19 protein-coding genes and 1 pseudogene are annotated in these 19,510 nt (G+C 67.1%); 6 read left to right on the top strand and 14 right to left on the bottom strand.

What is annotated here, in order from left to right:
• Positions 1–129 precede the first annotated feature (129 nt).
• The 6 genes and pseudogenes from CFB89_RS35790 to CFB89_RS19175 form a co-directional block, all read right to left on the bottom strand.
• Positions 130–468: pseudogene (locus CFB89_RS35790) on the bottom strand (methyl-accepting chemotaxis protein); the annotation flags it as partial.
• 147 nt (positions 469–615) lie between these two features.
• Positions 616–2,058, bottom strand: coding sequence for an efflux transporter outer membrane subunit (locus tag CFB89_RS19155; protein ID WP_089469214.1), 1,443 nt, complete (start codon positions 2,056–2,058; stop codon positions 616–618).
• A gap of 18 nt (positions 2,059–2,076) precedes the next feature.
• The gene (locus CFB89_RS19160; RefSeq protein ID WP_089469215.1) at positions 2,077–3,651 is read right to left on the bottom strand and encodes a DHA2 family efflux MFS transporter permease subunit; all 1,575 of its coding nucleotides are present in this window, start codon (positions 3,649–3,651) and stop codon (positions 2,077–2,079) included.
• A gap of 13 nt (positions 3,652–3,664) precedes the next feature.
• Positions 3,665–4,759: an HlyD family secretion protein gene (locus CFB89_RS19165; protein ID WP_089469216.1), complete on the bottom strand. Its 1,095-nt coding sequence runs from the start codon at positions 4,757–4,759 to the stop codon at positions 3,665–3,667.
• Positions 4,760–4,823: 64 nt separating this feature from the next.
• Entirely contained in the window at positions 4,824–5,255 is a 432-nt protein-coding gene (locus CFB89_RS19170; RefSeq protein WP_089469217.1) for a MarR family winged helix-turn-helix transcriptional regulator, read from the bottom strand.
• 105 nt (positions 5,256–5,360) lie between these two features.
• Positions 5,361–6,281, bottom strand: a complete 921-nt coding sequence (locus tag CFB89_RS19175; RefSeq protein ID WP_089469218.1) for a LysR family transcriptional regulator — start codon at positions 6,279–6,281, stop codon at positions 5,361–5,363.
• Positions 6,282–6,372: 91 nt separating this feature from the next.
• On the opposite strand from CFB89_RS19175, the gene CFB89_RS19180 reads away from it, so the two are divergent.
• The 3 genes from CFB89_RS19180 (at position 6,373) to CFB89_RS19190 (ending at position 8,745) form a co-directional block, all read left to right on the top strand.
• A complete protein-coding gene (locus CFB89_RS19180; protein ID WP_089469219.1) occupies positions 6,373–6,801 on the top strand; it encodes a MarR family winged helix-turn-helix transcriptional regulator in 429 nt (142 codons plus the stop codon).
• 206 nt (positions 6,802–7,007) lie between these two features.
• Positions 7,008–8,255 carry an aconitase X gene (locus tag CFB89_RS19185; protein ID WP_089469220.1) on the top strand — a complete coding sequence of 416 codons (1,248 nt, stop codon included), beginning with the start codon at positions 7,008–7,010 and terminating at the stop codon, positions 8,253–8,255.
• Positions 8,248–8,745 carry an aconitase X swivel domain-containing protein gene (locus tag CFB89_RS19190; RefSeq protein WP_089469221.1) on the top strand — a complete coding sequence of 166 codons (498 nt, stop codon included), beginning with the start codon at positions 8,248–8,250 and terminating at the stop codon, positions 8,743–8,745. Before CFB89_RS19185 ends, CFB89_RS19190 begins: the two co-directional genes overlap by 8 nt.
• 82 nt (positions 8,746–8,827) lie before the next feature.
• On the opposite strand, the gene CFB89_RS19195 is transcribed toward CFB89_RS19190, so the two are convergent.
• The 3 genes from CFB89_RS19195 to CFB89_RS19205 all read right to left on the bottom strand — a co-directional run bounded on the left by CFB89_RS19195 (position 8,828) and on the right by CFB89_RS19205 (position 11,247).
• Positions 8,828–9,415: a hypothetical protein gene (locus CFB89_RS19195; RefSeq protein ID WP_256979710.1), complete on the bottom strand. Its 588-nt coding sequence runs from the start codon at positions 9,413–9,415 to the stop codon at positions 8,828–8,830.
• 11 nt (positions 9,416–9,426) lie between these two features.
• Positions 9,427–9,972 (bottom strand): hypothetical protein, encoded by a 546-nt coding sequence (locus tag CFB89_RS19200; protein ID WP_256979711.1) that lies wholly within the window; start codon positions 9,970–9,972, stop codon positions 9,427–9,429.
• A gap of 204 nt (positions 9,973–10,176) precedes the next feature.
• A complete protein-coding gene (locus CFB89_RS19205; protein ID WP_089469224.1) occupies positions 10,177–11,247 on the bottom strand; it encodes an AraC family transcriptional regulator in 1,071 nt (356 codons plus the stop codon).
• 75 nt (positions 11,248–11,322) lie between these two features.
• On the opposite strand from CFB89_RS19205, the gene CFB89_RS19210 reads away from it, so the two are divergent.
• On the top strand, positions 11,323–13,356 hold the full coding sequence (locus tag CFB89_RS19210) for an NADPH-dependent 2,4-dienoyl-CoA reductase (RefSeq protein WP_089469225.1): 2,034 nt from the start codon (positions 11,323–11,325) through the stop codon (positions 13,354–13,356).
• Between the two features lie 186 nt (positions 13,357–13,542).
• Here CFB89_RS19210 and CFB89_RS19215 read toward each other — a convergent pair whose 3' ends face one another.
• Together CFB89_RS19215 and CFB89_RS19220 are read right to left on the bottom strand one after the other, a co-directional pair.
• Entirely contained in the window at positions 13,543–13,947 is a 405-nt protein-coding gene (locus CFB89_RS19215) for a DUF2471 family protein (RefSeq protein WP_089469226.1), read from the bottom strand.
• Between the two features lie 165 nt (positions 13,948–14,112).
• Positions 14,113–15,006, bottom strand: a complete 894-nt coding sequence (locus tag CFB89_RS19220) for a LysR family transcriptional regulator (protein WP_089469227.1) — start codon at positions 15,004–15,006, stop codon at positions 14,113–14,115.
• A gap of 86 nt (positions 15,007–15,092) precedes the next feature.
• Between CFB89_RS19220 and CFB89_RS19225 the strand changes: the two genes are divergently transcribed.
• Complete coding sequence (locus CFB89_RS19225; RefSeq protein ID WP_089469228.1) at positions 15,093–15,872, top strand: NAD(P)H-dependent oxidoreductase; 780 nt, start codon at positions 15,093–15,095, stop codon at positions 15,870–15,872.
• Between the two features lie 155 nt (positions 15,873–16,027).
• On the opposite strand, the gene catC is transcribed toward CFB89_RS19225, so the two are convergent.
• From catC to CFB89_RS19240, 3 genes are read right to left on the bottom strand one after another with little or no spacing between them, the layout of a single operon-like run.
• Positions 16,028–16,318 (bottom strand): muconolactone Delta-isomerase, encoded by a 291-nt coding sequence (catC, locus tag CFB89_RS19230; RefSeq protein ID WP_089469229.1) that lies wholly within the window; start codon positions 16,316–16,318, stop codon positions 16,028–16,030.
• Between the two features lie 43 nt (positions 16,319–16,361).
• A complete protein-coding gene (gene catA / locus CFB89_RS19235; RefSeq protein WP_089469230.1) occupies positions 16,362–17,264 on the bottom strand; it encodes a catechol 1,2-dioxygenase in 903 nt (300 codons plus the stop codon).
• 32 nt (positions 17,265–17,296) lie between these two features.
• The gene (locus CFB89_RS19240; RefSeq protein WP_089469231.1) at positions 17,297–18,430 is read right to left on the bottom strand and encodes a muconate/chloromuconate family cycloisomerase; all 1,134 of its coding nucleotides are present in this window, start codon (positions 18,428–18,430) and stop codon (positions 17,297–17,299) included.
• Positions 18,431–18,521: 91 nt separating this feature from the next.
• Here CFB89_RS19240 and CFB89_RS19245 point away from each other — a divergent pair, with 91 nt between their 5' ends.
• Entirely contained in the window at positions 18,522–19,412 is an 891-nt protein-coding gene (locus CFB89_RS19245; RefSeq protein WP_089469232.1) for a LysR family transcriptional regulator, read from the top strand.
• The last annotated feature ends 98 nt before the right edge of the window (positions 19,413–19,510 follow it).

Genomic DNA, 19,510 nt, shown 5'->3' on the forward strand with positions numbered 1-19,510 from the left:
GCGGGTATCCGTCGCATCCGGGGAGTGCGTTGCGCCGATGACTGACGTCGTCGCCGGCTTCTTCAACGCCCACGAAGATGCGCGCGGCCCTTCCGGGTCGGCGCCGCCCCTCGCAGTGTGCTCCTTTTGTCAGTTTACTCGCGACACGGGTGGTCGCCTAGGAAGTTGTCCAGTCCTCCGCCGGGGCGGGTTGTCCCACGGGGGCGGGCGGCGGGGCGGGCCGAATCGGGGCTGACTGGGCCTGGCGGTCGCGTGTCGGGGCGGCCGACTTCGGCATCGCGTGCGGCGGTCGGCCTGAACCTCGCGGATCAGCTCCTCGATTTCCTTGGACGCCGCCGACGAGCGCTGGGCCAGCGAGCGTATTTCCGACGCGACCACCGCGAAGCCGCGTCCCTGCTGACCGGCCCGCGCGGCGTCGACGGCCGCATTCAGCGCGAGGATATGGGTCTGGAAGGCCACCCCGTCGATTCACGGCGGCGGTCAGATCGTTACCGGCGATCCGGTTCGCGATCTCGGCGGCGCGGGAAGGCTCACCGCCCAGCGAGCGCAAGATGCCGCGGTCGAGCCGCAGCGCGACAACCGACCAACGCCCCGCTGACCTGCATGCCCCGACGGTTAGTTTTTCGCCACCGCCTCGGTTTCCGTCGTCGGCCCGCCGGCCGCATCGTTTCGGCTCCACCCACCCCCAAGCGACCGATACAACGCCACCGCCGCCAGCGCATGTTCGCGCTTGACCTGGTTGAGCGAATCCGAATCCCGCAGATAGACCTCCTGCGCCGACAGCACGTCCAGAAAGTCCGTCGCGCCGCCCTTATAAAGCTGATTCGCCAGCCCGAGCGCTTTATCGGAAGCCGCCAATGCATTATCGAGTCGCCGCGTCGCCTCATCGGAACTGACGAGATTCGCGCGCGCATCCTCGACTTCCCGCAACGCTTGCAGCATCGTCTGTCGCAACCCGAGTTCCGACTCGCGCATCCGGCTTTCGCTCTGCGAGATATCGGCGGTAATGCGTCCCGCATTGAAGATCGGGCTCGTCGCACTCAGCGCCGCGCTGAACAGGTTATCGGTCAACGTCGGCAACCCGAGATACGAAGCCGCGAGAATCCCGTCCGTCAGGTTCAACGAAAACTTCGGATATCGTTCGGCCTTTGCCACGCCCACTTGCGCGGCACGCCGCTCGACTTGAGCGTAGGCCGTCAGCACATCGGGCCGCCGCAACAATGCTTGCGAAGGCAACGTCCCCGGCGCGCCGACCGGCGGCGCCGGAATCTCCCCGGCCTGCGCCAGCACGAGCCGATCGACCGATTCCGGCGTCCGCCCCGAATACACGGCGATCAGATTCAACTGATGCGAGATCTGCGCCTGCGTCGGCGGAATCCTCGCTTCGAGCGCATCGAGCTGGTTCTGCGCGCGCGTCACGTCGAGTTCGGTCGACAGCCCGAACGCCTGCCGCTTGCGCGTAAGTTCGAGCGCATGCTGCCGGATCTTCGCGTTGTCCTGAAGGATCTTCAATTCCTGCTGCGCCCAGCGCAGATCGACATACGAGGATGCCGCGTCGGCCGCGAGCGCGAGTCGCATCGCATCTTCCGCGTGCTTTTGCCCGACCAGCTCCGCTTGCGCGGCAAGCAGATCGAGCCGTTCGCCGCCGAACACATCGGGCGACCAGCTCAGCGCGAGCCCCGCGCCGGCCTGCCGCACATAGCCGAGCGGCGGCGGCGTGTTCTGCCGTGCGTCGGCCGCATGCGCGGTCGCGTCGAGTTCGGGCAGCAGCACCGCGCGCTTCTGCACGGTCAGCGCCTGCGCCTGCTTCACGCGTTCGGCGGCGGCTTGCAGATCGAGGTTGCCGTCGAGCACGGTGGCGATCAGCCGGTCGAGCACGGGATCGTGGAACTGCGACCACCAGGCGGCGGCGTCGATGTCCGCGCGCGGCACGTCGGTATCCCACGCGGTGGGCGCGAGCGTCTGAACCGATTCGTTCAGCGCCGGATGCTGCGCGGGCTGCACCGCACACCCGGCGGCGAATGCGCTGACGGCCAGCGCGACGAGTAGCTTCTTCATGATGACGATCCCTGGGCCTCAGTGCGCGTCCGGCGGCGGCGCGTTCAACGTGATGGGTTTGGAAAACACGACGGCAAGCAGCGCGACGACGAAGCACAGCGACAGCGCGTAATACGCATCCGCATAGGTGAGCGTCAGCGCTTCGCGATAGATCAGCCGATGCAGATTCGCGAGCCCGGCCTGCGCGGTATTCAGCGTATTGCCGGCGACAGAACCCCAGTACGCGGCCTGGCGATCGAGCAGCGACGCGACTTGCGGTTCGCCGGCGCTCACGTGCTCGTTCAGCCGCAGATAATGAAAATTCAGCCGGTCGTTGAGCATCGTCGCGCTCACCGCGATACCGATCGCGCCGCCGAGGTTACGCATCAGGTTGAACAACCCGCTCGCCGATTTCAGCCGCGACTGCGGCAGCGAGCCGAGCGCCATCGTCACGATCGGCGGCACGCTGAATTGCTGGCCGATGCCGCGCAGCGCCTGCGGCAACAGCAGTTCCCGCCAGCCCCAGTCGTGCGTGATCGGCGTGTACAGGTAGCAGCCGAGGCCGAAGCAGATCAGCCCGAACACGAGCAGCACACGCATGCTGACGTAGCGCGCGGCGAACGCATACGCGCACAGCGCGATCAACTGGAACGCGCCGACCGACAGCAGCGCGATGCCGATCTGCAGCGAGCTGAATGCACGCACCTGCGCGAGAAACAGCGGCGTGAGGAACACGGTCACGAAGATCCCGATGCCGGTCACGAACGACAGCAGGCTGCCGATCCCGAAATTGCGCACGGCGAGTGCGCGCAGATCGACGATCGGGTCTTTGGCGGTCAGCGCATGGACGATGAACAGGAAGCCGCAGATGCCGGAGATCCACGCGCAGATCACGATCGCATCGTCGCCGAACCAGTTCTTGCGCGGGCCTTCTTCCAGCACGTATTCGAGGCAGCCGAGGAAGCCCGACATCAGCACGATGCCGAGATAGTCGCCGCGCTTGATGAGGCTGAGATCGGGCGCGTCGATATGCACGTAGCGCGGCACGAGCGCGGCCACCGCGATACCGGGCACGAGGTTCAGGTAGAACAGCCAGTGCCACGACCATTGGTCGGTGATCCAGCCGCCGATCACGGGCCCGATCGCCGGCGCGAGCGACGCGAGCGCGCCGATGGTCGTCGACGCGATCAGCCGCTGCTTGCCGGGGAACAGCACGAACGCGGTGGTGAACACGGTCGGGATCATCGCGGCGCCGAGCGCGCCCTGCATTCCGCGGAACAGGATCATCGAGTTGATGTCCCACGCGAGCCCGCACAGCATGCTGGTGATCGTGAACCCGACGGCCGATGCGACGAACAGCCAGCGCGTCGACATCACCTTCGACAGCCAGCCCGACATCGGGATCACGATGATCTCGGCGATCAGGTACGCGGTCTGCACCCACGACAGTTCGTCCTGGCTCGCGGACAGCCCGCCGCCGATGTCGCGCAGCGACGACGCGACGATCTGGATGTCGAGCGTCGCCATGAAGAAGCCGACGCACATCAGCGCGAACGCAAACACGCGCTGCCTGGTCGGTTGCGACGCGGGGTCGCCGGAAAACGCGGTGGTCATCGTCGGCTCCCGCTCAGTTCGCGTGGTCGGTATGCACGGTCACGACCGCGGAGAGCCCGGGGCGCAGCACGTGCTCGATGCCCGGCTGCGGATCGAGATGCACGCGCACGGGCACGCGCTGGACGATCTTCGTGAAGTTGCCGGTTGCGTTCTCGGGCGGCAGCACGCTGAAGGTCGCGCCGGTCGCGGGGGCGAGGCTGTCGACGCGGCCATGCAGCTTCGTGCTCGACGCATCGAGCGCGACGTCCACGCGGTCGCCCGCGCGCATCTTGCGAAGCTGGTCTTCCTTGAAGTTCGCATCGACCCACAGACCGGACGCCGGCACGACCGTCAGCAGCGGCACGCCGACGTTCGCGAGCATCCCGACGCGGCCCGTGCGGTTGCCGACGTAGCCGTCGACCGGCGCGCGGATCGTCGTGTATTCGACGTTGAGCGCCGCGACGCGCTGCGCGGCGAGCGCGGTATTCACGCGGGCCCGCGCATCGGCGAGCTGCGCGGCGAGCACGTCGAGCTGGCGCTTCGACGCGAGCAGCGCCGCGTCGCTGCGTTCGACGGCCGCGCCGGCCTTCGAATAATCGGCATCCGCGCGCTCGACGATCTGGTTCGATACGGCGTCCGATTTCACGAGTTCGCGGTAACGCACGCGGTCCGATGCGGCGCGCGTCAGTTCGGCGGACGACGCATTCTTGTCCGCCGCGTGCTGGCCGATCACCGCGTATTGCAGTTGCTGCTTCGCTTCGAGCTCGGTCACGGCGGAGCGCGCGCTGTCGACTTCGGCGCTGGCCTGCGCGAGCTTCGCGTCGTAGTCGCGCGCATCGAGCTGCACGAGCACGTCGCCGGCCTTCACGCGCTGGTTGTCGGTGACGAGGATCTTGTCGACGAAGCCGTCGACCTTCGGCGCGAGCACGGTCACGTCGCCGCCGACATACGCGTCGTCGGTGCTTTCCTGAAAGCGCAACACGAACAGCCAGTCGAGCGCGGCGGCCGCGACCACGACGACGACGGCGCCCACCGCGATGCGCATCCACGGCACGCGGCGTTGTTGCGTCGCGGGCCGCTCGGTTGTGGCTGCTTCCCGTGACGAGGCAGCGGCTTGGGTCGTATCCATCGATTCACCTATGTATATGCACTAATCAAAACGATCGACGACGTCGTGTCGATCGGGAAAAGGGTTAGCGTTCCGGCAGGTTGTGCGTGATCCGGAACAACTCATCTCTGAGGCGGGCCGCCTGCGCCGACCCGAAGCATCGCTCGAACGCTTCCTGGGCGGCGAGCCAGTGCACGTGCGCGTCGGCCACCTTCGTTTCGCCGTGCGCGGTCAGCGCGAACGTCTGACCGCGGCATGGCGGCTCGATCCGCCCCGTCACCAGCGCCGCGCCGACGAGCGGTTTGAGCGCGCGCAGCAGCGCGGTGCGTTCGATCACCAGCACGTTCGACAGCGCCGCCATCGTCAGGCCGGGCCGCTCGCGCAGCAGCGCGAGGATGCTGTACTGCGACGGCGTGACGCCCGCGCGCGACAGGTAACGCTCGTAGAACTGCGAGATTCGCCGGGCGGCTTGCCGGACCGCGAAGCAATCGTCATCGGTGAGCGTGGTCTTGTGCATGTGCACATGTTAGGGGGCGGGGCGGCGCGAAGCGAGGGGCGGGACAGGATCAGATTGGTGTCGTGGCTGTACCAATCGGCGTCGGAAAGGCGCGTTCGCGCCCCGTCACGCCGCCGCCGGAACGATCCAGCCTTCGCGATCGCAGTACGCGGCCGTGTAGTCGATGAACGCCTTCACCTTCGCGGGCAGCAGCGCGCGGTTCGCGTACGCGAGCTTGATTTCGACGAACGCATCGACGAGATCGGCGTCTTCGAGCAACTGCACGAGCGCGCCCGACGCGAGTTGGGCCTCGACGAGCGTCTTCGGGACGACGCCGATGCCGAAGTCGTGCATCACCATTTCGCGGTTGAAGACAGGGCTGTTCGACGAGATGTCGAAACGGAACGGCACGGTGAGCATGTCGCCGTCGACGCGGAACGACAGCGCCGGCCGGCGCAGCGACGGCGAGATCGGCACGAACGGATGATCGGCGAGGTCGGCCGGCGTCTCGGGGCGCGCATGCGTTCGCAGATACGCAGGCGTCGCGACGATCACGACCGGAATGCGCTCGACCAGCCGTACGACGGTCGATTCGCTCGTCAGCATGTACGGCACGACGATGCCGATGTCGTAGCCTTCGCCGACCAGATCGACCGGGCGCTCGGTCAGCGTGACGTCGAGGCGCACGTTCGGATGCGCGCGCTTGAAGCCGGCGATCAGCGGCACGAGCCGGTTCAGCGCGGCCGTCGTATGCGCGACGAGGCGCAGCAGGCCTTCGGGCTCGCGCGTGTGCGTCTGGGCTTCCACTTCGAGCGCGTCGAGCTCGTCGAGCACGGCCGCGCACCGCTCGTAGATGCGCTCGGCCGTTTCGGTCAGCGATACCTGGCGCGTGGTCCGGTGCAGCAGCCGGCTGCCGAAACGCGCCTCCAGATCCGCGACCGCGCGCGAGACGACCGGCCGCGCGAGGCCGTGCATGTCGGCGGCGCGCGTGAAGCTGCGCATCTCCACCACCGAGCGGAAGATGCGCAGCTTGTCGATGTAGTCCATGTCCGTCTCCTTGACGCGATGGCGGGCTTCAGGCCATGTTACGGCGCAGTGTACATTGACTTTATGCATATGCACATATAGATTCGACGACATGAACGACATCCCGATTTCCGAGGCGTGCAACTGCCTCGCGCTGCGTCAGGCGGCGCGTTTCGTCACGCAACTGTACGAACGCCATCTGGCCCCGGTCGGCGTCACGCCGGCCCAGTTCTCGATCATGGCGAACCTCAAACGCCGGCCTGGCTTGCTGATGAGCGAACTCGCCGATGCGCTCGTGATGGATCGCACGACCCTGCTGCGTGCGCTGAAGCCGTTGCAGCGCGACGATTTCGTCGCGACGGCGGCATCCGAGCACGATGCGCGCGCGCATGCGCTGCACCTCACGAAGCTCGGCGAGCGCACGTTCGCGCGGGCGTTGGTCGCGTGGCAGGCCGCGCAGGACGAATTCGACACGCAGTTCGGCCGCGATCGCGCGAAGGCGTTGCGCGCGGAGCTGTTCAGCCTGACCGCGGAACGTTAGGCGCGGGGCGGACGGTTCGGTGGGGTGATCAATTGGTGCGAAATTCAAGCCATTGACTGCCGATAAAGCGGGATGTTTAGGGGGAATTGGTTTTTATGATGTCCGGTTTCGTCTAAAACTGGACAGTTTTTATTTCCAGTTGTAGAGTCCTCTGACGGAATTCACGAGCCGGCGCGGCCGCCGGCACGCGTCACGAGGAGCAACCGATGCTGCAGTTGAGTGACCGCGACGACGCCATGTTGCGCGGGGATTTCGGGGACGGCGTCGCGCGTGCGATGCGGATCGTCGCCCGCACCGCGCAAGTAATGTCCGCGCCGCATCTGATCGACATTACGTCCGCCCATATCGACGGCTGTCTGTATCACGGCCAGACGAGCCTCGACTTCGTCGACTATTTCGTCGACACGGGCGCGAAGGTCGCGGTGCCGACCACGTTGAACGTCGGCTCGCTCGACCTGATCCATCCCGAGCTGTACCACGGCGACCGCACGATCCAGCGCGATGCGCAGCGCCTGATGGACGCGCATCTGCAACTCGGCTGCGAATCGAGCTTCACGTGCGCGCCGTATCAACTGAAGCATCGTCCCGCGCTGGGCGAGCAGATCGCGTGGGCCGAATCGAATGCGATCGTGTTCGCGAACTCGGTGCTCGGCGCGCGCACGAGCCGCTACGGCGATTTTCTCGACCTGGCCGCCGCGATCACGGGGCGCGCGCCGTATGCGGGGCTGCACGTCGATGCGAACCGCGCCGCGCGGATCGTGTTCAACGCACCGGATTTCACCGGCCTGCCGTCGCGCGACATCTATTTCGCCGCGCTCGGTTTGGCGATCGGCAAGATCGCGGGCGCGGTCGTGCCGGCGATCGTCGGGCTGCCGGCCGACACCACCGAGGACGAACTCAAGGCGCTCGGCGCGGCCGCCGCATCGAGCGGGGCCGTCGCGCTGTTCCATGCGGTCGGCGTGACGCCCGAGGCGCCGACGCTCGACGCCGCGTTGCACGGGCGCGCCGCGCAACGCACGATCGATATCGCGATGGCCGATCTCGACGAGATTCGCCGCACGCTGAATCACGGCGCGGCCGGCGACGCGCTCGTCGCGGTCGCGCTCGGCACGCCGCATTTTTCGCTGGCCGAATTCCGCACGCTCGACACGTTGCTCGACGCGTTCGACGGCAAGCCGGCCTGCGATTTCTACGTGAACACGAGCCGCTTCATTCTGTGGGAGCTGGAGCAAGCCGGCCTCGCGGAGAAATTCGCCGCGCGCGGCGTGCAGATCGTCGTCGATACCTGCACGTACATCACGCCGGTGATGAAACAGCTGTCGGGGCTGGTGATGACCAACTCGGGAAAATGGGCGTCGTATGCGCCCGCGAACATCGGCGTGACGGTCGCGTACGGCAGCATGCGCGAATGCGTGCGCTCCGCGTACGAAGGCAAGGTGCGATTCGATGACTGACGCGACGGGCACATTCTTGACGGGCGACACGCTCGTGCCGGGCAGCGCATGTGCGTGCCCGATCATCCTCGACAAGCCGCTCAGCTTCTGGGGCGGGTACGACTCGGGCGCGGGCAGGATCGTCGATCGCGGGCATCCGCAGGCCGGCGCGAGCCTCGCCGGCAAGGTGATGGTGATGCCGCACGCGAAGGGCTCGAGTTCGAGCAGCAGCGTGCTCGCGGAAGCGGTGCGCAACGGCACGGGGCCGGTCGGGATCGTGCTGAAGGAGCGCGACCTGATCATCTCGATCGGCGCGATCGTGGCAGCGGAGCTGTATGCGATCGCGGTGCCGGTGGTGTGCGTGGCCGACGAGGTGTACGACGCGATCGTCGCCGCCACGGGCGACGTGCGGATCGAAGCGGGCGAGGGGGATGGTGGTGCGAGGATTTATCTGGGCGCCGATGCTCGTTCGGGCGGATCCGGTTCGACCCGAACGAGCGGCGCGCGCTGACGGCGAGTCAGGCGGTGGCCGCGGCGATGCGATCCGGAGCGAGCGGCCTCGTTCGTCAGCGCTGTAGCCGCACCTGGCCTGGTCAGATGAAGCGCACGTATCGGGTTTCTTCCTGCGTGAGCGACAGCGCTTGAGCTGCCGCGTTCATTTCGTGTTTGCCGCCCGGCTGCGCCAGTCTTCTGATTTCGGGCCACACGATCACGCCGAAGAGGATGCGCAGGATCGCGCTCAGCACGCACAAGCCGATTACACCCGCGCTGATCAGCGCAAACACGTCGAACGTCGATTCCATGCTGAGCGTCACCGCGGATACGATTCCGCTGACGACGGCCGCGCCGATCACGCAAATAAGCATGACGAAGAGGTCGGCCCGGGCGCCGGCGACTTTGGCGGGGCGCAGCAGATAAGCCGAACCGTCGGTCATGTTGCGAATGCCGTAGACGAACTGGCGATCCTGGTCGCCGACATAGGCGACATTCAATCGATCGCCATCGGCGATGAACAGGCGCGTCGTCCGGTTGGTCCTGAACACGAGGGGGGACGCGAGCGAATCGAGTTTGAGCGTGATTTCCTCGATACTTTGCGTCGTCGCGCCCAGGTTATTGCTCCAGACCTTCGTCTCGATCGATTGCTGGCTGATTGCCGTCACGCGGCCGGATACGGTCTGCATGTCGTGGTTCGTCATCGGCTGCTGCGCTCCGCGCTGAAACCAGACGGTTCGCCTAGCCAGCAATCCTGGGCTTCGCGTCGCTGCGGCTGGAAAATCAGGTCGGACAAGCCGCCGATGGCGACCAGGTCGCCCACCAGACCGACGATGGACACGACGGTGGCCAGTGCCGAGGTGAACGCCCAACCCGAATGGAGTGCCGCGGCAGCGGTACCCAGACTCAGCACGACCAGGCACGACGCCCAGGCAAGCAGCGACAGGTTCCGTCGCTTGTGCGCGATCACGTCGTACGGCGCGATGGCAAGGCTGCCGCTCCTGATCCACGCGATCCGGCGACGGCCGCGATGCTCGAATGTGCAAGCGCGCACCGACATGCCGGGTCTCAGTTTCTCGATCTGCTTGAATGCTTCTTCATCGACGTCGTTGGCCGTGACGAAGTAGCAGACGTTCTGCATCGTCAAACGGTATGGCGGGTGCTTCCTGACATTGGCCTTGACTCGGATGAGGTTGGTATCGACGCGGTCGATCGTGGCCTCGATCAGGGTGGTGCGATTGGGCATGGGTCGGAGAGGGCGCGGGTCCGCGCGACGTCGTTTTGATGTGGCGCCCATCATACGCCAACGCTTTCGGCCGACCGTCCGGCATTGCCGGGCGACGGGTGGCCCGGCGCGTGGCAATGAAATCCGCGCGTAGCGGCAGCCGTACGCTGCCGCCAGCGGTTCGGCGTTATTCGCGTACCAGTGCCCGGGTCACCGCTGACGCGATCACTCAGCCGCCGCGTCCCGAAACGCGCTCGGCGTCTGCCCGGCCCAGCGCCGGAACGCACGCGTGAAATTCGCCGGGTCGGTGAATTGCAGCCGCTCGGCAATCGTCTTCAGATCGAGATCCGACGCGGCGAGCAACTGTTTTGCGTCGCGAAACCGCGCTTCGTCGAGCAATTGCCGATAGCTCGACCCGGCTTCCTCCAGCCGGCGCCGCAGCGTGCGCGTCGATACGAGCAGCGCGTCGGCGAGCATGTCCGGCCCCGGATAATCGCCGGCTGCGCGCGCCAGTTCCGCCCGCACGCGCTCGACCAGATCGCCTTCCTCCTGCCGCACCTGCGCATATTCGCGCTCGACCTGCACGAGCGCCTGCCGGTGCGCGACTTCGTCGGCGAGCGGCAGCGGCCAGTCGAGCACGTCGCGCGCGATCCACAGCGCATTGGCCGCGCAGCCGAATGCCACCGGCGGCAACGTATCGCGATAGCGCGCGAAATACGCGGGCTCCGGCCACGCGAATTGCAGGCTGATCGACGGCGACGCGCGGCCGGACCATTGCGAGATGTTCTGCGCGAGCCCCGTCAGCACGAATTCGAACATCACGTGATGCTGCAGCACGGGGTTCGCCTGCACGCCGTGCAGTTCGAGCGTCGCGCCGCGCTCGTCTTCCGCATAGGTCAGCCGGTACTGGCGATTGCGCATCCGGAAGTAGCGCTGCGTGACCGACAGCGCGTCGCGGATGTCCCGCGCGGTCAGCGTCGCGTAGCCGAGAAAGCCGTGCACGGTCGGTTTCAGCAGCAGCCCGAACGCGAGCCCGATGCCCGGATCGCCGCCGATTTCGATCGCGTTGAGCACGAGCCGCCCCCATTGCGACGGCGCGACGCGCGCGTCCGGCTCGGCCAGCACCGCGTCGCGCAGGCCCGTGCCGGCGCGCACGGCGGCCAGGTCGACGCCGCGCGCGGCCAACGCCTGCAGCAGCAGGCGCGGATAGGCGACCGGAATCGTCGGCCGGCGCAGCCCGAGGCGATCCTTGCGAGACGGGGAAGTCATGTCGATTTGGCCGGAAATGACAAGCATTATGGCTGTTTGCCCCCTCACGTTCAAGGCGACGCACGCCTACGATGGCAGGCATCGCTTATTGGCCGAATCATCATGACGACACCCTTTCCCCACCTGCTCGCACCGCTCGATCTCGGCTTCACGACGCTGAAGAATCGCGTGCTGATGGGCTCGATGCACACCGGCCTCGAGGACAGCCGCAAGACGCTGCCGCGCCTCGCCGACTATTTCGCCGAGCGCGCGCGCGGCGGGGTCGGCCTGATCGTGACCGGCGGCTTCGCGCCGAACGTGGCCGGCTGGACCAAGCCGTTCGGCGGCACGCTGATGACGTCGGCCGCCGCGCGCCGGCATCGCGAGATCACCGGCGCCGTGCATGCGGAGGACGGCAAGATCGCGCTGCAGATCCTGCATACGGGCCGCTACGGCTATCACCCGTTCGCGGTCGCGCCGTCGAAGATCAAGTCGCCGATCTCGCCGTTCGCGCCGCACGAACTGAGCGCGCGCGGCGTCGAGCGGCAGATCCGCGCGTTCGTGCGCTGCGCGAAGCTGGCGCGCGAGGCCGGTTACGACGGCGTCGAGATCATGGGCTCCGAGGGCTACCTGATCAACCAGTTCATCTCGATGCACACGAACAAGCGCACCGACCAGTGGGGCGGGTCGTACGAGAACCGCATCCGCTTGCCGATCGAGATCATCGAGCGCACGCGCGAAGCGGTCGGCCGCGACTTCATCCTGATCTATCGGCTGTCGATGCTCGACCTGATTCCGGACGGCAGCGACTGGCGCGAAACCGTGCAGCTCGCGAAGGCGGTCGAGCGCGCGGGCGCCACCATCATCAACACGGGGATCGGCTGGCATGAGGCGCGCGTGCCGACGATCGCGACGTCGGTGCCGCGCGGCGCGTTCGCATGGGTGACGAAGAAGATGAAGGGCGAGGTCGGCATCCCGCTCGTGACGACCAACCGGATCAACCGGCCCGAAGTGGCCGAGCAGATTCTCGCGGACGGCTGCGCGGACATGGTGTCGATGGCGCGCCCGCTGCTGGCGGATGCCGAGTTCGTCGTCAAGGCCGCGCAGGGTCGCGCCGACGAGATCAATACCTGCATCGGCTGCAACCAGGCGTGCCTCGACCACGCGTTCAAGAACAAGATCGCATCGTGCCTGCTGAATCCGCGCGCGTGCCACGAGACGGAGCTGAAATACACGCCCGCGGCGCAGCCGAAGCGGATCGCGGTGGTCGGTGCGGGGCCGGCCGGGCTCGCGTGTTCGACCGTGCTCGCGCAGCGGGGCCATCAGGTCGACCTGTTCGACGGCGCGGCCGAGATCGGCGGCCAGTTCAATATGGCGAAGCGGATTCCGGGCAAGGAGGAGTTTCATGAAGCGCTGCGCTACTTCGGCCGGCAGGTCGAGTTGACCGGCGTGAAGCTGCACCTGAACCGCCGCGTCGACGCGAGCGACCTGATCGCGGGCGGCTACGACGAGATCGTGCTCGCCACGGGCGTCGCGCCGCGCGACCCGAAGATTCCGGGGCAGGACGGGTCGAACGTGCTCAGCTATATCGACGTGCTCGCGGGCAGGCAGCCGGTCGGCCGGCGAGTCGCGGTGGTGGGCGCGGGCGGGATCGGCTTCGATGTCGCCGAATATCTGGTTCAGGACGGCGAATCGCCGGCACTCGATCTGGACGAATGGAAGGCCGAGTGGGGCGTGACCGACCCGGCCGAGACGCGCGGCGGCGTGACGCGTGCGCAGGTATCGGCGCCGGCGCGGGAAGTGACGCTGCTGCAGCGCAAGGCCGCGCCGCTCGGCAAGGGGCTCGGCAAGACGACCGGCTGGATTCACCGCGCGACGCTGAAGATGAAGCAGGTGAAGATGGTCGGCGGCGTGAACTACGAACGGATCGACGCGCGCGGGCTGCATGTGTCGTACGGCGAACAGCGCGCCGATCATGAACTGATCGAAGCCGACACGATCGTGCTTTGCACCGGGCAGGAGCCGCAGCGCGCGTTGCTCGCGCCGTTGCAGGCGGCCGGGCGCTCGGTGCACCTGATCGGCGGCGCGGAACTGGCCGCCGAACTCGACGCGAAGCGCGCGATCGATCAGGGCGCGCGGCTCGCGGCGCGGTTGTAACGGGCGGGCGCTGCGAAGGTCGTTCGGCCGGTCGTCGCGTGGCGATGATCGGCCTGCACGACGGTTCGCGGCTTGTTGCGCCGTTTCACGCGCGCAGAACCATAACCAACGACCGCGCCGCCCGCGCCACCACGCAACGTGGCGGCGCGAGCCCGCCAGCCCGAAACCGCGATCGACCGGCGCGGCTCAGGCCGCTTCGGCCCGCTCTTCCTGCTCCGCTTCGAGCATCGCCTTGACGATCAGGTAGACGGCCGGCAGGTCGTCGTCGTCGCGGTGCCAGTCGACCGGCTCTTCGACGTCCGCGGCGACCAGCCGGCTGTCGCGCAGCCGGATGAACGCGTCGACGACGGTCGGATCGTTGCGGTTCAGGAAACCGGGATTCGAGAACGCCAGTTCTTCGACGTTCAGCAGCGCCTGCCAGCTCATCGTGCGGACGGCCGCCGGATGCGTGCGGCGGCGCAGGCCGAGCGCCCGTTGCGCGGGGCCGCCGACGACACGCTGCAGATCGACGACGGCCCGCTGCGCGGCACGCTCGAAGTGGACGGGGTTGAAGCCGGGTTGCTCGGGATCGAATGCGGAAGCCTGGAACATGGTCGCCTCACAAAAGTCCGTTCGTCTATGGATGACGGAATTCGGGTCAAATGGTGCAAAAGCACTGTAAATATATACAGTGTTCGGCGCGGTTTCAAGCCCCGAATGCAGGATTTCGTCCGTAGGCGCTCGACGCGGGCGAATCGCCTCGATCGGGCGGACGACTTACACCGCCGCCGCGATCGTCTCGCGCAGCCATCGATGCGCCGGATCGCGATGCACGCGCTCGTGCCACAGCATCGACATTTCATAGCCGGGCACCTCGACCGGCGCGTCCACCACGCGCAGCGCGGGCACGTCGCGCACCAGCCGCTCGGGCAGCATCGCGACGAGATCGGTGCTCGCGACGGCCGACATCACGAACAGGAAGTGCGGCACCGACAGCACGACGCGTCGCGTGGCTCCCCTCTTCGCGAGTACTTCGTCCGTCACGCCGAAGAAGCCGCCGCCGTCGGGCGACACGATCACGTGCTCGAGCGCGCCGAATTGCGCAAGCGTCGGGCGCCGCTTCAGCTTCGGATGACCGGCGCGGCCGATCAGCACGTAACGCTCGACGAACAGCGGCAGGCGCCGCATGCCGGGCGGCGCGCCCTCGGTCGTATGGAAAGCGAGGTCGATGCCGTTTCGTTCGGCTTCCTGCTCGATGCGCGGCGGCACGAGTTCGACGACGGCCAGCCGCGTGCCGGGCGCGGTCGAACGCAGCATGCGCAGCGCGGGCAGCACGATCGTCGATTCGCCGTAGTCGGTCGCGGCCACGCGCCACGTGTGCGTTGCGGTCGCGGGATCGAACGGCGTGGCCGGCATCACCGCGCGTTCGACGGTTTCGAGCGCCTCGCGCAACGGCTCGCGCAGCGCTTCCGCGCGCGCGGTCGGCCGCATCCCGCGCGGCCCCGGCAGCAGCAGCGGATCGCCGAACACGTCGCGCAGCTTCTGCAACTGCACGCTGACCGACGGCTGCGACATGTTCAGCTTCTCGGCCGCGCGCGTGACGTTGTGCTCGGCGAGCAGCACGTCCAGCGTGACGAGCAGGTTCAGATCGAGCCTTCTGAGATTATTCATGTCTATAGCTGGAATATCGGGAATTCATTTCAAATATACCTTCGAGGGCGGCATCCTGCAGTCATTCAATCCACGGAGTGACGACCATGAATGTACTGATCGTGTATGCCCATCCGGAACCGCGTTCGCTGAACGGCGCGCTGCGCGATTTCGCGGTCGCGCATCTCGAAGCGGCCGGCCACGCGGTGCAGGTGAGCGACCTGTATGCGATGAACTGGAAGGCGGCGTTCGATGCGAACGACGTGATCGATCATGCGCCCGACGCGCGCTTCGATCCCGTGCTCGATTCGAAGCGCGCGTTCGCGGAAGGTACGCAGAGCGAAGACATCGCGCGCGAGCAGGACAAGCTGAAGTGGGCCGACGCGGTGATCCTGCAGTTTCCGCTGTGGTGGTTCTCGATGCCCGCGATCATGAAAGGCTGGTTCGAGCGCGTGTATGCATACGGCTTTGCGTACGGCGTCGGCGAGCATTCCGATACGCACTGGGGCGACCGCTACGGCGAAGGGTCGCTGGCCGGCAAGCGGGCGATGATCGTCGTCACGACGGGCGGGTGGGAGCCGCACTACAGCCCGCGCGGCATCAACGGGCCGATCGACGACTTGCTGTTCCCGATCCAGCACGGGGTGCTGTATTACCCGGGGTTCGACGTGCTGCCGCCGTTCGTGATCTACCGGACGGGCAAGATGAATGCCGCGCGCTTCGACGAAACGTGTTCGGCGCTCGGCCAGCGTCTGGACGATTTGTGGACCACGCCGCCGATTCCGTTCCGCCGGCAGAATGCCGGCGATTACGAGATTCCGGCGCTGACGTTGAAGGACGAGATCGCGCCGGGGAAGGTGGGGTTTGCCGCGCACCTGGCTGCCTGACGATCGCTGCACACCGTGATACGGGGTGACCCGGACACCCGCCGCCAACGCAAAATGCAAAAACCCCGGGCGGCCTGCGTGACATCGCCGGCCGCCCGGGTCGTGCATCTCGTGGCATCGCGCGGCCGTGGGTCACGGCCGCGATGCATCGTTGCTTACCGATCGTCTTCCCGCACCGAAGACGGATGCCGGCACAGCGCCCGCACTTTCATCTCCATATACGGAAACAGCGGCAACTGGCTCAGCACGTCATGCAGCTGCTGCACGCTGTCGACGTCGAAGATGCTGACGTTCGCATACTGCCCGGCGATTCGCCACAGATGGCGCCAGACGCCTTCGTTCATCAGCCGCTGGCACATCGCCTTTTCTTCCGCCTTCAGCGTGGCCGCCTTGACCGGATCCATGTCCGCCGGCAGGCGAACGGTCATTTCCACATGAAACAGCATCCTTCACTCCTTGCGTGGTCGATTCGTCGAAGGGAAAGCGTGTTCACGCCTGCGCGCGGGCCCGCTCGACCTCGCTGCCCGGCACGTCCTGCTTTTCCTTGAGCAGCGAGAAGTCGAAGTCGATCAGCGCGAACTGCCCATCGACGCCGTACGGCTTGCCTTCCGCGCCCTCCGCCTGCCTGACCGGCGGGATCAGCCCGTCGCGCGTCGCGAACGCGAAGTCGTCCCACAGATGCGGATCGCCATCGATGTTGATCTGCGTCGTCAGCTTACGATAACCGTCCGCCGAAACGAAGAAGTGGATGTGCGCCGGACGATGGCCGTGGCGGCCGAGCTGGTCGAGCAGTTGCTCGGTCTTGCTGCCCGGCGGCACGCTGTAGCCGACCGGCAGCACGCTGCGGAAGCTGTAGCGGCCTTCGGCATCGGTGCGGATCGAGCGGCGCAGGTTGAACGCGGGCTGCGACGCGTCGAAGTACGAGTAATTGCCCAGATGGTTCGCATGCCACACCTCGACCAGCGCGTTCGCGAGCGGCGCGCCGTCCTGGCCGAGCACCCGGCCGCGCATGATCAGCGTCTGGCCCGGATCGGTGCCGTCGTCGAGACGCGCGTGGCCGACCGATTCCGGCGCGCCGGCGACATACAGCGGCCCTTCGATCGTGCGCGGCGTGCCGCCCTGGATGCCGGCCCTGGCCTCGGCTTCGTCCATCCGCACGTCGAGGAAGCGCTCGAGGCCGAGGCCCGCGGCGATCAGCCCGAATTCGCGGCCGGCTTCGTTCAGGTAGTTCAGCGCGGTCCAGAACTCGCTCGGCTGCACGTCGAAGTCCTCGATCGTGTAGCAGATATCTTTCACGATCCGGTTGACGATCGCGCGCACGCGCGGGTTGCCGGGCTTCTCGGCGGCGTCGTCGAAGGTTTTCAGCAGGGCGTCGATGGCTTGCTTGTTCATCTGTGTCTCCGGTGTCGGTTGTCGTGTGGGGATCAGCGGGCGCCGCGTCGCATCCGTTCGATGCGGGCCCAGTCGAAGGTGATGCCGAGGCCGGGCGTCGCCGGCAGATGCAGCTTGAAATCCTGGTAGCGCAGCGGCTCGACGAGGATCTCCTCGGTGAGCAGCAGCGGGCCGAACAGTTCAGTGCCCCATTTCAGCGAGTCGAACGTGCTGAACAGTTGCGCGGACGCCATCGTGCCGGCCGCGCCTTCGAGCATCGTGCCGCCGTACAGTTCGATGCCGGCCGCCGCCGCGATCGACGCGACGCTCGCCGCGCCCTGCAGGCCGCCCGATTGCGCGATCTTGACCGCGAACACGTCGGCCGCGCGATCCTGCGCAAGCGCGAACGCATCGACGGGGCCGTGCAGCGCCTCGTCGGCCATGATCGGCACCTGCGCGAGCTGCGTCAGGCGTTTGAGCCCCGCGCGGTTGGTCGCGGCGATCGGCTGCTCGACGAGGCTCACGCCGGCGTCGGCGAGCCGCGCGCCGGCCCAGATCGCATCGGTTTCGCTCCACGCCTGGTTCACGTCGACCCGCACGTCGCCGCGCTCGCCGAGCGCGCGCTTGATCGCGACCACGTGGGCCACGTCGTCGGCGACCGCGTTCGAGCCGATCTTGAGCTTGAACGCGCGATGGCGGCGCGCGTCGAGCATCGCTTCGGCTTCCGCGATGTCGCGCTGCGTATCGCCGCTCGCGAGCGTCCACGCGACGTCGACCGCATCGGTCCGGCGCCCGCCGAACAACTCGGACAGCGGCACGCCCAGACGCCGCGCCTGCGCGTCGAACAGCGCGGTCTCGATCGCGCACTTCGCGAAGCGGTTGCCCTGGAACAGCTTGCGCGCCCGCGCCATCGCGGCGCCCGGCCGCGTCGCGTCCATTCCCTGCAGCAGCGGCGCGAAGTAGGTGTCGATGTTGACCTTGATGCTCTCGGGGCTCTCCTCGCCATAGGCGAGACCGCCGATGGTCGTCGCCTCGCCGACGCCTTCGATACCGTCCGTGCATCGAATGCGGATCAGCACGAGGGTCTGGCAATTCATCGTGGCGACCGACAATTTGTGGGGCCTGATCGTCGGCACGTCGACCAGCAACGTCTCGATGCGTTCGATGGTGGCGGCAGTTGCTATCATGCGATTCCTCCTGTTGGTGAACATGGTAGGAATTCCCGCCCGCCGTCGTCCAACACTCTTTCCGACTACTTCCATACCTTCGAGGCATGAAATGGAATTGCGCCAGCTCCGTTACTTCATCGCCGTCGCCGAGGAAATGAACATCACGCGGGCCGCGGAGCGGCTGCACATGACGCAGCCGCCGCTCAGCCGTCAGCTCCAGGCGATCGAGGAAGAGATCGGGTTGCCGCTGTTCGAGCGCGGCGCGCGGCCGCTGAAACTGACCGATGCCGGGCGCGTGTTCTATACGCAGGCCAAACGTCTGGTCGACCAGGCCGACGAACTGGGGCCGCTGACGCGCCGGCTCGCGCAATCGTCGGAGCGGATCGTGATCGGCTTCGTGCCGTCGGCGCTGTACGGCGCGCTGCCGGACGTGATCCGCGCGTTTCGCGAGGCGCAGCCGGACGTCGAGCTGTCGCTGATCGAAATGTTCACGCTGGAGCAGCTCGGCGCGCTGAAGGGCGGGCGGATCGACGTGGGGTTCGGCCGCTTGCGCTTCGACGACGACCAACTGGTGCGCGAGGCGCTGATCGAGGAAAAGCTGATCGCGGCGCTGCCGGTCGGGCATCGGCTCGCCGATCCGGCGCGGCCGCTGACGCTCGCGGATCTCGCGAACGAGACGATGATCGTCTACCCAAGCACGCCGCGGCCGAGCTTCGCCGATCAGCAATTGTCGGCGCTGCGCGACGGCGCGGTCGTGCCGGCGGCCGTGCACGAGGTGCGCGAGTTGCAGACGGCGCTCGGGCTCGTCGCCGCGCAGGTGGGCGTGTCGCTGGTGCCGGAGAGCGTGGAGGGCGTGCGCGTGAAGGGTGTCGTCTACCGGCGGCTGCCGGAGCCGGGCGCGACGTCGCCGATCATCATGAGCCGCCGGCTGCACGGCGAAAGCGCGGCGACGGCCGCGTTCTGCGCGATCGCGCGGGAGATGATCGTGCCGTCGGCGTGATGGCCGCCCGATGACCCGAAAACGCTCGCCGCGTGTGCCGATTATTGCCGCACGTGGTTTTTTCTCTCCCGCCGGCGCCGGATAAACCGGCAATGTTG

Origin of the sequence: Burkholderia sp. AU16741 (assembly GCF_002223345.1) — a bacterium.
Taxonomy (GTDB): domain Bacteria; phylum Pseudomonadota; class Gammaproteobacteria; order Burkholderiales; family Burkholderiaceae; genus Burkholderia; species Burkholderia sola.

Bases quoted from the DNA above. Each gene is read 5' to 3' on its own strand.
- CFB89_RS19155 (WP_089469214.1), bottom strand. From the start codon at position 2,058: ATGAAGAAGCTACTCGTCGCGCTGGCCGTCAGCGCATTCGCCGCCGGG.
- CFB89_RS19160 (WP_089469215.1), bottom strand. From the start codon at position 3,651: ATGACCACCGCGTTTTCCGGCGACCCCGCGTCGCAACCGACCAGGCAG.
- CFB89_RS19165 (WP_089469216.1), bottom strand. From the start codon at position 4,759: ATGGATACGACCCAAGCCGCTGCCTCGTCACGGGAAGCAGCCACAACC.
- CFB89_RS19170 (WP_089469217.1), bottom strand. From the start codon at position 5,255: ATGCACAAGACCACGCTCACCGATGACGATTGCTTCGCGGTCCGGCAA.
- CFB89_RS19175 (WP_089469218.1), bottom strand. From the start codon at position 6,281: ATGGACTACATCGACAAGCTGCGCATCTTCCGCTCGGTGGTGGAGATG.
- CFB89_RS19180 (WP_089469219.1), top strand. From the start codon at position 6,373: ATGAACGACATCCCGATTTCCGAGGCGTGCAACTGCCTCGCGCTGCGT.
- CFB89_RS19185 (WP_089469220.1), top strand. From the start codon at position 7,008: ATGCTGCAGTTGAGTGACCGCGACGACGCCATGTTGCGCGGGGATTTC.
- CFB89_RS19190 (WP_089469221.1), top strand. From the start codon at position 8,248: ATGACTGACGCGACGGGCACATTCTTGACGGGCGACACGCTCGTGCCG.
- CFB89_RS19195 (WP_256979710.1), bottom strand. From the start codon at position 9,415: ATGCAGACCGTATCCGGCCGCGTGACGGCAATCAGCCAGCAATCGATC.
- CFB89_RS19200 (WP_256979711.1), bottom strand. From the start codon at position 9,972: ATGCCCAATCGCACCACCCTGATCGAGGCCACGATCGACCGCGTCGAT.
- CFB89_RS19205 (WP_089469224.1), bottom strand. From the start codon at position 11,247: ATGCTTGTCATTTCCGGCCAAATCGACATGACTTCCCCGTCTCGCAAG.
- CFB89_RS19210 (WP_089469225.1), top strand. From the start codon at position 11,323: ATGACGACACCCTTTCCCCACCTGCTCGCACCGCTCGATCTCGGCTTC.
- CFB89_RS19215 (WP_089469226.1), bottom strand. From the start codon at position 13,947: ATGTTCCAGGCTTCCGCATTCGATCCCGAGCAACCCGGCTTCAACCCC.
- CFB89_RS19220 (WP_089469227.1), bottom strand. From the start codon at position 15,006: ATGAATAATCTCAGAAGGCTCGATCTGAACCTGCTCGTCACGCTGGAC.
- CFB89_RS19225 (WP_089469228.1), top strand. From the start codon at position 15,093: ATGAATGTACTGATCGTGTATGCCCATCCGGAACCGCGTTCGCTGAAC.
- catC (WP_089469229.1), bottom strand. From the start codon at position 16,318: ATGCTGTTTCATGTGGAAATGACCGTTCGCCTGCCGGCGGACATGGAT.
- catA (WP_089469230.1), bottom strand. From the start codon at position 17,264: ATGAACAAGCAAGCCATCGACGCCCTGCTGAAAACCTTCGACGACGCC.
- CFB89_RS19240 (WP_089469231.1), bottom strand. From the start codon at position 18,430: ATGATAGCAACTGCCGCCACCATCGAACGCATCGAGACGTTGCTGGTC.
- CFB89_RS19245 (WP_089469232.1), top strand. From the start codon at position 18,522: ATGGAATTGCGCCAGCTCCGTTACTTCATCGCCGTCGCCGAGGAAATG.